13 protein-coding genes and 2 tRNA genes are annotated in these 13,601 nt (G+C 39.4%); 5 read left to right on the top strand and 10 right to left on the bottom strand.

Annotated features, from left to right (window positions below; all coding sequences use genetic code 11):
* Positions 1–41: 41 nt before the first annotated feature.
* Together C9J38_RS12275 and C9J38_RS21725 are read right to left on the bottom strand one after the other, a co-directional pair.
* The gene (locus C9J38_RS12275) at positions 42–1,367 is read right to left on the bottom strand and encodes a peptidoglycan DD-metalloendopeptidase family protein (protein WP_107207347.1); all 1,326 of its coding nucleotides are present in this window, start codon (positions 1,365–1,367) and stop codon (positions 42–44) included.
* 354 nt (positions 1,368–1,721) lie between these two features.
* Positions 1,722–2,027, bottom strand: a complete 306-nt coding sequence (locus C9J38_RS21725; protein ID WP_146144065.1) for a hypothetical protein — start codon at positions 2,025–2,027, stop codon at positions 1,722–1,724.
* 188 nt (positions 2,028–2,215) lie between these two features.
* Between C9J38_RS21725 and C9J38_RS12270 the strand changes: the two genes are divergently transcribed.
* Positions 2,216–2,656: a bifunctional diaminohydroxyphosphoribosylaminopyrimidine deaminase/5-amino-6-(5-phosphoribosylamino)uracil reductase RibD gene (locus C9J38_RS12270; protein ID WP_107207346.1), complete on the top strand. Its 441-nt coding sequence runs from the start codon at positions 2,216–2,218 to the stop codon at positions 2,654–2,656.
* Positions 2,657–2,766: 110 nt separating this feature from the next.
* On the opposite strand, the gene C9J38_RS12265 is transcribed toward C9J38_RS12270, so the two are convergent.
* The 4 genes from C9J38_RS12265 to C9J38_RS12245 form a co-directional block, all read right to left on the bottom strand.
* On the bottom strand, positions 2,767–3,081 hold the full coding sequence (locus tag C9J38_RS12265; RefSeq protein ID WP_045083097.1) for a hypothetical protein: 315 nt from the start codon (positions 3,079–3,081) through the stop codon (positions 2,767–2,769).
* Positions 3,082–3,665: 584 nt separating this feature from the next.
* A complete protein-coding gene (gene tkt / locus C9J38_RS12255; RefSeq protein ID WP_107207344.1) occupies positions 3,666–5,660 on the bottom strand; it encodes a transketolase in 1,995 nt (664 codons plus the stop codon).
* Positions 5,661–5,737: 77 nt separating this feature from the next.
* Positions 5,738–6,688, bottom strand: a complete 951-nt coding sequence (tal, locus tag C9J38_RS12250; RefSeq protein WP_107207343.1) for a transaldolase — start codon at positions 6,686–6,688, stop codon at positions 5,738–5,740.
* A 470-nt stretch (positions 6,689–7,158) separates the two neighbouring features.
* Positions 7,159–7,728 (bottom strand): outer membrane protein, encoded by a 570-nt coding sequence (locus C9J38_RS12245; RefSeq protein ID WP_107207342.1) that lies wholly within the window; start codon positions 7,726–7,728, stop codon positions 7,159–7,161.
* Between the two features lie 262 nt (positions 7,729–7,990).
* Between C9J38_RS12245 and C9J38_RS12240 the strand changes: the two genes are divergently transcribed.
* The 3 genes from C9J38_RS12240 (at position 7,991) to C9J38_RS12230 (ending at position 8,581) form a co-directional block, all read left to right on the top strand.
* On the top strand, positions 7,991–8,239 hold the full coding sequence (locus C9J38_RS12240) for a hypothetical protein (RefSeq protein ID WP_233218503.1): 249 nt from the start codon (positions 7,991–7,993) through the stop codon (positions 8,237–8,239).
* 135 nt (positions 8,240–8,374) lie between these two features.
* Positions 8,375–8,465, top strand: a tRNA-Ser gene (locus tag C9J38_RS12235).
* A gap of 39 nt (positions 8,466–8,504) precedes the next feature.
* A tRNA-Asp gene (locus tag C9J38_RS12230) sits at positions 8,505–8,581 on the top strand.
* 158 nt (positions 8,582–8,739) lie between these two features.
* On the opposite strand, the gene C9J38_RS12225 is transcribed toward C9J38_RS12230, so the two are convergent.
* Together C9J38_RS12225 and C9J38_RS12220 are read right to left on the bottom strand one after the other, a co-directional pair.
* The gene (locus tag C9J38_RS12225; RefSeq protein ID WP_107207341.1) at positions 8,740–9,054 is read right to left on the bottom strand and encodes a cupin domain-containing protein; all 315 of its coding nucleotides are present in this window, start codon (positions 9,052–9,054) and stop codon (positions 8,740–8,742) included.
* Positions 9,038–10,513 (bottom strand): PLP-dependent aminotransferase family protein, encoded by a 1,476-nt coding sequence (locus C9J38_RS12220; RefSeq protein WP_199195418.1) that lies wholly within the window; start codon positions 10,511–10,513, stop codon positions 9,038–9,040. The genes C9J38_RS12225 and C9J38_RS12220 overlap by 17 nt, the downstream gene beginning before the upstream one ends.
* A 91-nt stretch (positions 10,514–10,604) precedes the next feature.
* Here C9J38_RS12220 and C9J38_RS12215 point away from each other — a divergent pair, with 91 nt between their 5' ends.
* Positions 10,605–11,261 (top strand): pyridoxamine 5'-phosphate oxidase family protein, encoded by a 657-nt coding sequence (locus tag C9J38_RS12215; RefSeq protein WP_107207339.1) that lies wholly within the window; start codon positions 10,605–10,607, stop codon positions 11,259–11,261.
* An 80-nt stretch (positions 11,262–11,341) separates the two neighbouring features.
* On the opposite strand, the gene C9J38_RS12210 is transcribed toward C9J38_RS12215, so the two are convergent.
* Positions 11,342–11,446: a 30S ribosomal protein THX gene (locus C9J38_RS12210; protein ID WP_005366407.1), complete on the bottom strand. Its 105-nt coding sequence runs from the start codon at positions 11,444–11,446 to the stop codon at positions 11,342–11,344.
* 340 nt (positions 11,447–11,786) lie between these two features.
* Entirely contained in the window at positions 11,787–13,439 is a 1,653-nt protein-coding gene (locus C9J38_RS12205) for an AMP-binding protein (RefSeq protein WP_107207338.1), read from the bottom strand.
* Positions 13,440–13,601: the final 162 nt, after the last annotated feature.

The following is a 13,601-nucleotide window of genomic DNA, read 5'->3' as shown; positions in this document are numbered from 1 at the left end:
TTTTCGTGTGTTTTATGATGATTGAACTAAAGCTTGGTGTATTATTTATTCACACTTGCGATTTGGTTTTTATCTTGTTCGACCGATTGTTTAATTAAGCTATTATATTTAGCGACCTCGCTTTCAAACTCTTTCTTTTCTTTACGAGGAACAGACGCTGCCAATGGAATTTTTGCTGTCATTGGATTTACTGCTTTTCCTCGAATTAAGAATTCATAGTGAATGTGTGGGCCTGTTACACGGCCTGTGCTTCCTGATAGCGCAATTTCTTGACCACGTTTAACATGTTGACCTTTCTTAACCAAAATACGGCTGTTATGTAAGTAACGAGTGCTGTAGTTAGCACTGTGTTTAATGACGACATAACGTCCCGCATAAGGGTGGTTAGTCACTAACGTTACAACGCCATCACCTGTTGCGAGTACTGGTGTACCTGATGGTGTCGCAAAATCCACACCATTATGTGGTTGGCGACGGCCTGTAACTGGGTGAATACGGTTTGGGTTAAATGGCGAACTGATACGGAAATGCTTCGACGCCGGATAAGGGTAACGAAGGAATGCACGTTGTAAGCTATCACCATTTTGGTCATAAAAATTTCCATCAGTGTGTAAATAGGCTGAAATTAAACGTTTACCTGAATAAATGCGGATCGCTTGTAATTCACTATCATTGGTGGCTTGGTTTTTAATATATTTCCGTTTAGTGACAACTTCAAAGGTATCACCTGCTTTTAAGTCTTTATTAAAATTCATTTTATCTTTTAATAAAGACATGATTTCTAGAGTCTCACTGTGTGATAACCCAGCTTTACGAGTTGATGCGCTAAAGCTGCCATGAATTGTTCCAGTCGCAACTGTTTCACGCCATACCCCAGGTAATGTGATCTCTTTTACATCGAAATCGCCATCTTTAGTACGAATGTAATCAATTCGCTGCGCTAAACTGAACTCAAGCTCTAATTTATTCAGCTGGTGATCACTTTCATTAATCCAAAAACGTAATATATCGCCGGGTTTTAACTTATCAATTTGAAGCGTGTTTAAATCGGCTTCCATAATCGATTGGACATTAGAATAGGGGATCGACAGTCGTGAAAAAATCTCACTTAAGGTATCGCCTTTTTTGATCTTATATTCATAACTCGGCGGTATGTCGACTGTCTTTTGCATTGCTTTTGGTGATAATGCTGGGAGAACAACTTCAGGTGTGGTTGAAATGGGTAGCTGTACTTCCGTCTGTTTATGAGGGGTTGATGTTGTATTAATAGATAAAACTGCAGCTACAGTAATGAGAGAAATACCTGCAAGGCTAATATAGCGAAAATTAATAAATTTGCTCAAGATTGTCGTTTTTAACGTAGACATAAATCTGGAATGCTCGTCAGTTTTTTATTTTTAGTGAGTGCAATCGGCACTAGCTTATTTTTGCGATGGAGTATAAAAACATAGCTTTTCTGAACCGTAAATGAACTAATGTTGTGATTAGTAATTCTACGGTGTATTTTTATTAAAAGTAGATAATATCTTACATAAGTTAGTTATTTTACAATGTTTTATATTTTTACTGTTTAAATGATAGACATTGTTCCGATGATTTATTGACAATTGTTATGGGCCTAAAACCATTCTTGTGTTGGTGTTGATATAATATTCGTTACGTTATTGACTAAAAGCCCAAGGCTGAACTGAATGATTCAAAACTTGGGCTGAAGAATGAGATTATTTATTTCTATGTTCTTCTCGATAGCGGTTGTTGCTTCGGCTTATACGGGTTTCTTCCCACCGGTTTCTTTCTAAATGCCCTTCCTTATGCCCTGTGGTTGATAAGTAATTATTGTTATTTATTGTCGTCAACACATGGCTTTGTTGTTGCTGATTGGAATTTAATTGTTGAGTATGGTCCAGATACTTAATCGTACTATCTGTGATCTGTTGGGTATATTGTGGAGAACTGGCGGTCATGGCAAAAGCTGATAACGAATGCAGTGTTAATGATAAGACTAGAGTCGTGATAACGCGTTTCATGGTTGTCTCTCTATATTAAGAAGGACACAGTAAACGATATTTCCTCTGAATTAAGCATGATGCAAGTATTCATATTTCATTCATAATTCAGTGACATTTTATTAAAAATAAATACGTTATTATTCACAAATGCTTTTTTTTATGATTCAGCATACACTAGATGTTTTATTCGAAGGTGTATTGAAACCATGAACCACGATTTTCAAGAACAAGCATTTATGATGCGTGCACTTTTATTATCTCATCAATCATTACCAGCCTGTCGCCCGAATCCTCCTGTTGGATGTGTATTAGTTAAAGATGGTGAGGTTGTGAGTGAAGGATTTACTCAGCCGCCAGGGCAACACCATGCTGAAGCGATGGCGCTAGCTAATTATGATGGTCCTTTAACGGATGTTACTGCTTATGTGACATTAGAACCGTGCTCATTCGTCGGACGTACCCCTTCTTGTGCACATACATTGGTTGAACGAGGTATTAAGAAAGTTGTTGTTGCAACACTGGATCCAGACAGTCGCAATAGTGGTAAAGGTATCGCGGTTTTAAAAGAGGCGGGTATCGAGGTTGAAGTTGGGCTTTGTGAAAATGAAGTGTTAGATTTTATTGAGCCTTACTTAATTAGAAATTGATAACATAAATAGAAAAACCCAATTAATAAAAATAGACTTTCATTAATTGGGCTCTTAATCTTTTTATATTATTCTTATTTAAATAAGAACGTTATCTCAACTAAATAGTCTTATTTAGTTGATGTTTTGTGGTGTAAACGAGATGACTCTTTATGGTCATGCTCTTTAGTTTTATGATGACGATGCTCATCATGTTCATGACGATCGCCATGAGTTTGTTCTGGGTGCTTATGACCTACAGGATCACCACCATGTTGTGTATGTGGGTGACTTTTCTCATGATCACGCATTTCATGATGATCACGGTTATGTTTATGCTCAGCACCGTCATCGTAACGACGTTCCATTTTTTCATGCTCGAACTCAGCGCCATGTTGATGACCGCCTTGTGAACCTTTGTGCTCTTGACTATTAAAATGTGCCATAACTAAATCCTTTGATAAACAGCGTTAAAAATAAGTTGGTGTCTGTCTATGGATTTAAATTTACGCTTAATTTAAATATTGAACAATACACGTTTTTATAATCAAAAGTTTTGTTTTTGGTAATTGCTGATATAACGAAATAGGTCTATTAATTAAGGTTTATTCATTTTAAGTGTTAAATGTTCTACGTAAGAAATTAATTAATCTTTACATGTATAAACAAAAATAAAATTGTCAAAATATGCAACTTGACATAGGGTGATTAAATGTCTGAACAGAGCTTAAATTATGTTTTTTAACACCTATAAAGTCACATCACAATCAGTGTTATCTAATGAAGATAAGGTTAATTTAATCAATGATATACATGAACTAATAAGCCAGAGATTTGCTGGTAAAGGGATTAAATTAATTAAAGACTTATCAACTGAAGGGCACTTAAAGTTGCGTTTTGAAGTGAATGGGGAAGAGCTATTACAACTTAATGTCTCTAATCAGTCGCTTTGAATATGTAACATTTAGTACATTTTATGAAAGTAAAAAGCCGAGCTTTAAAGCTCGGCTTTTTCATGATTATTAAGCGATTATGCTAATAATTCTTTTGCTGTTTCAACAATATTATCTGTTGTAAAGCCAAACATTTTAAATAGCTCTTCAGCTGGTGCTGATTCACCAAATGTTGTCATACCGATGATACGGCCATCGAAACCAACATACTTGTACCAGAAATCAGCAATACCAGCTTCAATAGCAATACGTGCTGTTACATCTGAAGGTAATACGCTTTCACGGTATGCGGCATCTTGCTTGTCAAATAGATCTGTTGCAGGCATAGAAACAAGGCGTACCTTACGACCTTCAGCCGTTAGTTGCGCGTAAGCTTCGGCTGCAATACCGACTTCTGAACCTGTTGCAATTAAAATTAGCTCAGGTTGACCTTCACAGTCTTTAAGGATGTAACCACCCTTAGCGATGTTAGCTACTTGTGCAGCATCACGATCTTGTTGTGTTAGGTTTTGACGAGAGAAGATTAGCGATGTTGGGCCATCTTTACGCTCGATTGCGTATTTCCAAGCCACTGCTGATTCAACTTGGTCACATGGACGCCATGTGCTCATGTTTGGTGTTAGGCGTAGAGAAGCAATCTGCTCTACAGGTTGGTGTGTAGGACCATCTTCACCTAAACCGATGGAATCGTGCGTGTAAACTTGAATGTTCTGAATTTTCATCAGTGCAGCCATACGCATTGCATTACGTGCATATTCCATAAACATTAGGAATGTTGCACCGTAAGGAACAAAACCACCGTGTAGTGCCATACCATTGATGATTGCAGTCATACCAAATTCACGTACACCGTAGTGAATGTAGTTACCAGAAGCATCTGTTGGAGTGATTGACTTAGAGCCAGACCACATGGTTAGGTTTGATGGTGCAAGGTCTGCAGAACCGCCCATGAATTCAGGTAAAATTTTACCGAATGCTTCAAGTGCGTTTTGTGATGCTTTACGAGAAGCAATATTTGCAGGGTTTGCTTGAAGATCTGCAATAACTTCCGATGTCACTTGTTCCCAGTTTGCTGGTAGCTCGCCGTTCATACGACGTTTGAATTCAGCAGCTAATTCAGGGTAAGCAGCAGCGTATGCGGCAAACTTCTCATCCCATGCAGCTTCTTTCACTTTACCTGCTTCTTTCGCATCCCATTCAGCGTAGATTTCTGCCGGGATTTCAAATGCGCCGTAAGTCCAACCTAGGAATTCACGTGCTGCTTTAATTTCATCAGCGCCTAGTGGAGCACCGTGACAGTCGTGAGAGCCAGATTTGTTTGGAGAACCAAAACCAATGATTGTTTTGCAACAAATAAGTGTTGGCTTACCTGTTTCAGCTTTAGCTGCTTCAATTGCTGCATTAATTGCTGCTGCATCGTGACCATCAACAGCAGGGATGACATGCCAGCCGTAAGATTCAAAACGCTCTGGCGTATTATCAGTGAACCAACCTTCAACGTGACCATCGATAGAAATACCGTTGTCATCCCAGAATGCGATCAGTTTACCAAGACCTAATGTACCTGCTAGTGAACATGCTTCGTGAGAAACACCTTCCATTAGACAGCCATCACCAAGGAAAGAGTATGTGTAGTGATCAACAACGTCATGACCTTCACGGTTAAATTGTGCAGCCATTGCTTTTTCAGCAAGTGCCATACCAACCGCATTAGTAATACCTTGGCCTAAAGGACCTGTTGTTGTTTCAACACCTGGCGCGTAACCGTATTCTGGGTGACCCGGTGTTTTAGAGTGAAGTTGACGGAAATTCTTCAGATCATCGATAGAAAGATCGTAACCTGTAAGGTGAAGTAGCGAATAGATAAGCATTGAACCGTGGCCGTTTGATAATACAAAACGGTCGCGATCAGCCCACTGTGGGTTTTGTGGGTTGTGATTCATGTGACCACGCCAAAGTACTTCAGCGATATCTGCCATACCCATAGGTGCGCCAGGGTGACCAGAATTTGCTTGTTGAACACCATCCATGCTTAGAGCACGAATCGCATTCGCTAACATTTTATGTTCCATAGTGTTTCCACCAAATATATGAGATTTAAACTTAAGAAAGCGGCAAAGGCCGCTTTCTGGAATACTTAATTAAGCGATTAAAGACGCTCTGCAATCATAGCTTCAAGTTTACCTTGGTCAATTGCGAAGTTACGGATACCTTCCGCTAGTTTCTCAACGGCCATTGGATCTTGATTATGTTCCCATAGGAACTCAGCATGTGTCATTGCTGCCGGACGATCTTTCAGATCAGTTGTTGCTTTTAGTTTCTCAACAACCTCACCTTGTGCTTCTTCTAGTTCTTGAAGAAGTTGTGGACTAATCGTTAAACGGTCACAACCTGCTAGTTCAAGAATTTCACCAGTATTACGGAAGCTTGCGCCCATAACTACGGTATTGTAACCGTGTTCTTTGTAGTAGTTATAGATATTCGTTACAGAAATCACACCTGGATCTTCTTGTGGTGCAAAATCACGACCTTCTTTCGCTTTGTACCAGTCCATAATACGACCAACGAATGGCGAAATAAGGAATACGCCAGCTTCAGCACAAGCACGAGCCTGCGCAAAAGAGAATAGAAGCGTTAGGTTACAGTTGATACCTTCTTTTTCTAGGATTTCCGCTGCACGGATACCTTCCCAAGTAGAAGCTAGTTTGATTAGGATACGATCGTTGCTGATACCAGCATCGTTGTACATTTTGATAAGTTGACGTGCTTTAGTAACACTGCCTTCTGTATCGTAAGAAAGGCGCGCATCAACTTCAGTTGAAATACGACCTGGTACAACGTTAAGAATTTCTTTACCAATGTTTACTGCAAGCATGTCGCAAGTATCTTGTACTTGTTGTGCTTTATCATCACCTTGCGCTTTTGCGTAAGCGATAGAAGCATCGATAAGTGGTGCGTATTCAGCGATTTGTGCCGCTTTTAAGATCAAAGATGGGTTAGTTGTCGCGTCTTCTGGTTGGTATTTTTTTATGTCTTTAATATCGCCAGTATCTGCCACAACAGTAGTTAGTGCGCGTAGTTGTTCTAATTTTGTGCTCATATCTATTGACCTTATCTATAGGGCTCATGCCATGCCAGCCACTATTTATAACGTGAAATGCTGTCATGCTCAAAAGAATTTATTACTTATTCTTAACCTGTTCATACAAAGCCATTTACACACACTGTGAGCGAATGGTTTATGTAAGAGCATTTGATAAATCGATAATTGACTTTTTCCGTGTTTTTGTCAATTCAAAATGCGAATAAATCCTGTTTGGATCCCAATAAAAGTGGGGCTAATTTAAGTTAGCCGCGAGATATTGCTCCCGACTACGATTACTTTAGTTTTTAATGCTGATCATATGATCGTTAAGTTGAGCATGTGCTCATTCTTGAGAAGGTAAACGAATAAAAATTCTACAAAAACAAATAGGGTAAAAACATCTAACGTGTTCTAAAGCGATAATAAAAAAGCCATTAACACTGAGTTAATGGCTTTTTTTACTTAGAGATGATCAAAAAACGACATTAGAAATTGTAGTTAACACCGACATAATACATCGTTGTTTCTGAATCGATGTTTAAATCTTTATCATTGTCCGCTTTTTCAAGATCTGTTGATAAGTAGTCAATACCTGCACGAAGATCGATATGTTCAGCAACGGCAAAGTTAACACCCGCACCCGCAGTCCAGCCAAAACCATCAACATCAATATCGTGACGGTTCATATTGCCGATGCCATCGTAATCGCCATCCACAGCAACGTAAGCAACACCAGCTTTCGCAAATAGGGATAACTGATCATTAATTGGCATCATTACGCGAGGAGTCAGAGTCGCGTAACCTTTTTTAATGTTATCTTGTTCGCCAGTTTGGCCTAATGTTGCTTCTAGACCAAGATTTTCAGTGAAGTTGTAACCACCGTATAAGCCGTATGCAACTACATTTTCGTCGTAGTTATGTTCCCAATGGTCAGCTTTAAGATCCGTTGTTGCATTACCAAGGCTTGCACCTACGTATGGACCAGTCTGATCGGCAAGTGCTACGCCAGATGCTGTTGTAAGAACAAGTGCTAATGGTAATAGAATCTTTTTCATCATAATTTCCTTTATGTTTTTATTGGTTTTTCAAGAGTTAATACTCTAACTCTTGAGTGTCACTAACTGCTGATGGGGAGAATATGATGCATTCACAAGCTAAATGTCATGGAATTGAAAGGTGTTTTATTGTACGGATTGATTTGACGTTGAGTTAACAATATACGGACATGACTCACACAAAACGCACAACAATTGCCTTGGTGGTGAATGAATGACATTAAAATACACATTTATAAGCAAGTTTAATTGCTTTTGGTGAGTGAGTATTCAATGCACGTTATCTAGAAAAACTGACTGTCAGCCATTAGATACCATTAATTGTGCAGAGCTGATGGATTTAAGTTTAAAAGAAGCGCGTCAGCGAGTTGGGATAGAACCTGATTTACTGGCGGCTTATTATCAGATTGAAAGTCAGCGTTTTAGTCAATTTGAAGAATGTTTACGTATAACGCCTCAAGGTCGAGAAAAACTTGATGCACAGATTAATGCTGAAAAATTAGCAGGATAAATAAAATTAAAACTTTTTGCGTATGATATTTAAGTAAAAATGCGCGCTAAAGCCTGTTTTTTAAACGAATGGTGGATTTGTTTAAAAATAGGCTTTACAGGTGAGTGATTGCTAGGTATTATTCGCCGCACTTACGGAGAGATGGCTGAGTGGTTGAAAGCACCGGTCTTGAAAACCGGCATACGTTTATAGCGTATCTAGGGTTCAAATCCCTATCTCTCCGCCATATTCTAGAGATTCGATTTATCGGGTTTCATAAAGAATTGGAGCGGTAGTTCAGTTGGTTAGAATACCGGCCTGTCACGCCGGGGGTCGCGGGTTCGAGTCCCGTCCGCTCCGCCAATACAACGAAGCCCCGTCAGAAATGACGGGGCTTTTTTGTATCTAAAATTTAAGCTGTTGTTGGCATGTATTGATGCACCTAGCCGAGGTCGAGAGTCCCGCAGGAATGTCCGCACTGCTTTTCGCTAACATAATGCTGTCTTAGTGTGGTGATCTTGTTAATTAAAAAATACCGCTAACCAAATCGTCAGTTTATTTGGTTCTGTCCAACTTACGCGGTGCTTTTGGTGAGCTGGAATATAAAGGTGATCGCCTTTTTCTATACGTTTAATTTCACCATTGGTAAAACTCACTTCAGCTCTTCCTTCTAATACGATAACCCATTCATTTTCAGATTGATCGTACCATTCATCTACTGGTGTTATATGTCCTTGCGAGACAATGCGCTCAATTCGTACCGAATCGGTTTTAAGTAAGTCGGTAAACTCTTCATTATCAAGTTTAGCGGGTAATTGACTAAAAATATTCATCATGTCTGTTTTCCGTTAACAGGTGGTTGAAGCAAGTTTTCAAGTTCTCAATCAATACTGGTATGTCATCAATGGAGGTATTACCAAAGCCAAGTACAATACCCTGCCAGTTTCGAATAGTATTCGGCAGCTCATAATAACTCAGTGGTCGTACAATAATATTGTGCTGAAAAGCCTCTTCACAAAATTGTTTTTCACAGACGTTCTGGTGCCATCTTACGGTAATATGAAGCCCCGCAGCTTGACTGATCACTTCCCATTGCTGGCCAAAACCGTCTTTAATACTTTGGAGCATTTGTTGATGTTTTGCTTGGTATAGCCGGCGCATTTTCCGAATGTGACGAAGCAAGTGTCCGTGATGAATAAACTCCGTCATTGCTAATTGAAGCTGGGCTTGCGTTTCACCGCTGAGAGCATCTTTTATCTCAAGGTAACGAGGAAGAAGAGCTTGAGGGACGACCATATAACCAAGACGAATACTGTTGCACATCACTTTACTAAAAGTACCAATATAGATGATATTCACATTGATATTGGTTTGAGCTGCAAGTCCTTGTAAGGAAGGATAAGGGCGGTGAGCATATTGAAATTCACTGTCGTAATCATCTTCAATAATGATCACATTATGTTGGCTTGCCCACTTTAGTAATTGGATCCGTTGAGAGATATTAAGTGTTGTGCCTAATGGATATTGGTTGCTGGGGGTAATGTAAATGGCTTTCGCTTTTGTTTTCGATAACTGTTGAAGGTTAATTCCATCGAATGGAGTCACTGAAAGCGGTGCTATTTTTACATTGCATAAGTTAACCACTTTACGCATTTGAGCATAACCGGGATTTTCAACAAGGACTATATCGTTAGGCTGAGTGCTTGCCATTATTGCCATGATTAATGCTTGTTGTGCCCCCGATGTTGAAATGATCCTATCGGCGGTGACATCGACAGAGCGTGATGTTTTCAAGTAATGCGTTAATACTTCTCTAAACTCCCACTCACCTTGTAGATCGTTACAACCAAGAAACTGTGTTCGATCAAACTGTTGTAGATAAAGACGTTGCCACTTTTTTCTAGGAAATGCGGCAAGATCTGGTACGCCAGGAGCAAAGGCATTATTCGTTGTGTTTATTTGTTGTTTGATTGTGGGTTGTTTAAATGAATCTTCATTGCTCGTTGTCGTGAGGTAATGATCTGGTAGGGTGGCAGCGACATAAAAACCGCTACCTGCTTGGCTACGAATATAACCTTCAGCAACAAGTTGGTCGTATGTGGCAATAATCGTATTACGACTGACATCGAGTATTTGTGCTAGATGACGAGTTGATGGCAACTTACTGTTCTTCGGCCAATATCCTTGGGTGATTTTATCGCGAATAGCATTAAACAAACTCTGCTGGCGCGAGCCTTGATGATGGCAAAGGGTTAAATCTCCGGTATCAATTAATGTCAAACTGGATCCATCCACTATTCAAAACTGGCTCTTACCTACAGTACCAAAGTTTGATGTTATGTCTATCAGAAGGAAGTGTAATTGTGGAACAATAGGAGAGATTGCGATGTTATCAAGCACAAATAGAACGACGATAAAGAAAAATCCGAATAAAGCCGTTTTCGAGACAGAAAAGCTCTATCAAATAATTGACGAAAGCTTACTTGCACATATTGCTATTGAGCAAAATGAGCAACCTATTGTTATTCCGATGCTGGTATGGCGAGTTGATAATAATATCTATGTCCATGGGGCTAAAAATAGCCGTTTAATTCGCGCGTTAAAAATGGGGAAATCTTGCTGTTTAACATTTACGTTATTTGATGGTTGGGTACTTGCACGTTCTGCATTTCATCATAGTGCCCATTATCGCTCAGCAATGGTCTTTGGACAGTTTGATGCTATTGATGATAACCAATATAAAAATGCGTTACTGAACCACTTTATTGAGCAAATCGCACCGGGACGAAGTGAATGTGTACGACAAGGTAATGAAAAAGAACTTACTGCGACGGAATTACTCATGATGCCATTAACAGAGGCGTCAGTAAAAATTGGCTGTAATGGAGTAAATGATGATGAACGAGATATGGATTTATCCGTTTGGGCAGGAATTATTCCTTATAAAACGGTGATTGGCCCATTACAAGATGATGAGAAAATGGCCAGTGGAATCGATCAACCTGATTATTCTTTAGCGTATGGAAATCGATGGTATAAATAAACACGATCAGAAAAACTAAGTCCAGATATAGATTACTGGACTTAGTTTTCGGAGTATTAGCAAGATCGATTTAGGTCAAATTATGCTTGATGATGCTTTCTTTGACCTTCTGTCGTTAAACGTGCATTACCATGTGAATGTGCACGACGTTTGCCTTTACATGTTTTCATATCGCCCTTAGCCATTGTAAATCCTTAATTATTAATAGAACAAAGAAGATATTTGTATGATAAATATTTTCTTTATTAGTGCAAGTGACAGCTTTGCAGCTAAGTTATTGATACTGTAAATTAAATTATACAAAGTTCGCGTCTTTAATAAGAAATAATGGCAATTGTTTTCGCTATTTAATAAGCAACAAAAGAGAATTAAGGAATGTGCTCATTAGATTGAAAATAACGCTAGCGAGGAGATGAAAACTAGCGCTAATTATTTTAAGTCATTTCTTAACGAGTAAGAAAAAAAGCCTGATAACTTAATGCTGGAAGGCGTTATCAGGCTTTTGTTACTCTATTCTATATAAATTTATTCCTCCCAGCGTACCAATGTATCGCTAGGCCAATCATGTCCAATATCCGAGTATTTTTGCTCGAGTACATGACGTTTAATTTTAAGGGTTGGTGTTAAAATACCATTCTCAATTGACCAAGGCTCTTTGATCATTAACACACCTTTGATCTTTGCGTGAGACTCTAGCTCGCGATTAATCGTTTCTATTACATGATGAACGCGTTTCTCGTAACGTTTACGATCAAAGTTAGGGAAGTGATGCGGGAGTGCTAATAAAATAGGGGCTGGCATTCCAGAACCGACTAAACACATCATCTCGACGTTACTAAGTTCAAACAGACGTTTCTCAATCGGTACGGGCGAGACGAATTTCCCTTTAGCCGTTTTGAAGGTATCTTTTTTACGACCTTGGATGGTGAGGTAACCATCTTCATCAATAAAACCGATATCACCAGTATGTAACCAGCCTTCGCTATCAAAGCTTTCTTTGGTTGCAGCATCATTATTGTAATAACCGGCAAATAGGCCTTTACTACGTACTAATATCTCATCATCTGCGGCAATTTTCAGTTCAACGCCTGGGCCTGCATTACCAACACTACCGACTTTGTCACTACGGTATGGGTGGTTTAATGTGCTATAGGCAAAAGATTCTGTCATACCCCAAGCTTCGGTAATATTGAGGCCAATACTTTCATACCAACGTAATAAACCCGCAGAAACGGGAGCAGAACCACAGCCTAATACTCGCGCTTCGTTAAGCCCTAAACCATCAGCGAGCTTGCGCTTTATTAAGCCAGAAATAAATGGAATCTTAAGTAACAGATTCAGTTTGGCTGGTGGTAGTTTCTCTTGAATTCGTTGTTGGAAAAGCGTCCATAAACGCGGGACAGAAACAAAAATAGTAGGGCGGTGCATTTTTACATCATCGATAAAGGTATCAAGAGACTCAGGAAATGCCACTTGAAGACCAGACATGATGGATGAACCAAAAATGTAAACCCGCTCAGTTATGTGTGCGAGTGGGAGATAAGAAAATAACCGCTCTGTTTCACCTAATCCAATATGATTAATTATTTGATGTGATGCCCAAGCAAAAGCGCCATAGGTCAGCATCGCGCCTTTAGGAAGCCCTGATGTGCCCGATGTATAAACAATCGACATTAATTCATCATCAGTATGTGCTGGACGTTCCTTGCTTGGGGCATGTTGTTCAATCAGCGTAGAAAAATTATATTTCCCTTCAGGTGTTCCTGGGTAGCTAAAAGAGATCGTCGGTATATCGGATAGCTTTTGTGTCACGCTATTAATGGCATCAGGGCTATCAAGTTTACCGATAATCACTAATTTACTGTCACTATGAGTAATGCAATGCTCAATGGTATCAGCCCCAGCTGTTGGGAAAATAGGAACACTGATATAACTACCTAGCATCATGGCCAAATCACAAATAAACCATTCCGCACAGTTTTTAGAGACGAGAGCAATACGCTCGCCCGGTTGGATCCCCAGTGCACGAAAGGCGCTGACTAGGCGTAAAGCCTTATCTGCAACATCTGCATAGGTGTAGTCAACAAATTCACGGTTGATAATTTGGCGAAGATAGATATCAGTAGGACGTTCTTCTGCCCATTGTAGGATCATGTCATTGGGTAGCAGTTGAGCCATATTAGTTTCCCTTAAATGGTTTGCTACAAGGATGAAATCGTTCGATGACATCGTTTGTTATTATAATGTTAAATTTAAAGCGTATTTTAGGTGCTAGTCAAGGTGTTGCGTAAGGAAAATCAGTGAGCTAAACAGACAATATTTTAAGTTCTGGTGAGTGAC

Origin of the sequence: Photobacterium sp. GB-210, from assembly GCF_003026075.1 — a bacterium.
GTDB lineage: Bacteria > Pseudomonadota > Gammaproteobacteria > Enterobacterales > Vibrionaceae > Photobacterium.
This window is presented reverse-complemented; position numbering and strand designations above follow the sequence as displayed.

What these genes read in the sequence shown, in the direction of transcription:
- C9J38_RS12275 (WP_107207347.1), bottom strand. Translation starts at nt 1,367, where the DNA reads ATGTCTACGTTAAAAACGACAATCTTGAGCAAATTTATTAATTTTCGC.
- C9J38_RS21725 (WP_146144065.1), bottom strand. Translation starts at nt 2,027, where the DNA reads ATGAAACGCGTTATCACGACTCTAGTCTTATCATTAACACTGCATTCG.
- C9J38_RS12270 (WP_107207346.1), top strand. Translation starts at nt 2,216, where the DNA reads ATGAACCACGATTTTCAAGAACAAGCATTTATGATGCGTGCACTTTTA.
- C9J38_RS12265 (WP_045083097.1), bottom strand. Translation starts at nt 3,081, where the DNA reads ATGGCACATTTTAATAGTCAAGAGCACAAAGGTTCACAAGGCGGTCAT.
- tkt (WP_107207344.1), bottom strand. Translation starts at nt 5,660, where the DNA reads ATGGAACATAAAATGTTAGCGAATGCGATTCGTGCTCTAAGCATGGAT.
- tal (WP_107207343.1), bottom strand. Translation starts at nt 6,688, where the DNA reads ATGAGCACAAAATTAGAACAACTACGCGCACTAACTACTGTTGTGGCA.
- C9J38_RS12245 (WP_107207342.1), bottom strand. Translation starts at nt 7,728, where the DNA reads ATGAAAAAGATTCTATTACCATTAGCACTTGTTCTTACAACAGCATCT.
- C9J38_RS12225 (WP_107207341.1), bottom strand. Translation starts at nt 9,054, where the DNA reads ATGATGAATATTTTTAGTCAATTACCCGCTAAACTTGATAATGAAGAG.
- C9J38_RS12215 (WP_107207339.1), top strand. Translation starts at nt 10,605, where the DNA reads ATGTTATCAAGCACAAATAGAACGACGATAAAGAAAAATCCGAATAAA.
- C9J38_RS12210 (WP_005366407.1), bottom strand. Translation starts at nt 11,446, where the DNA reads ATGGCTAAGGGCGATATGAAAACATGTAAAGGCAAACGTCGTGCACAT.
- C9J38_RS12205 (WP_107207338.1), bottom strand. Translation starts at nt 13,439, where the DNA reads ATGGCTCAACTGCTACCCAATGACATGATCCTACAATGGGCAGAAGAA.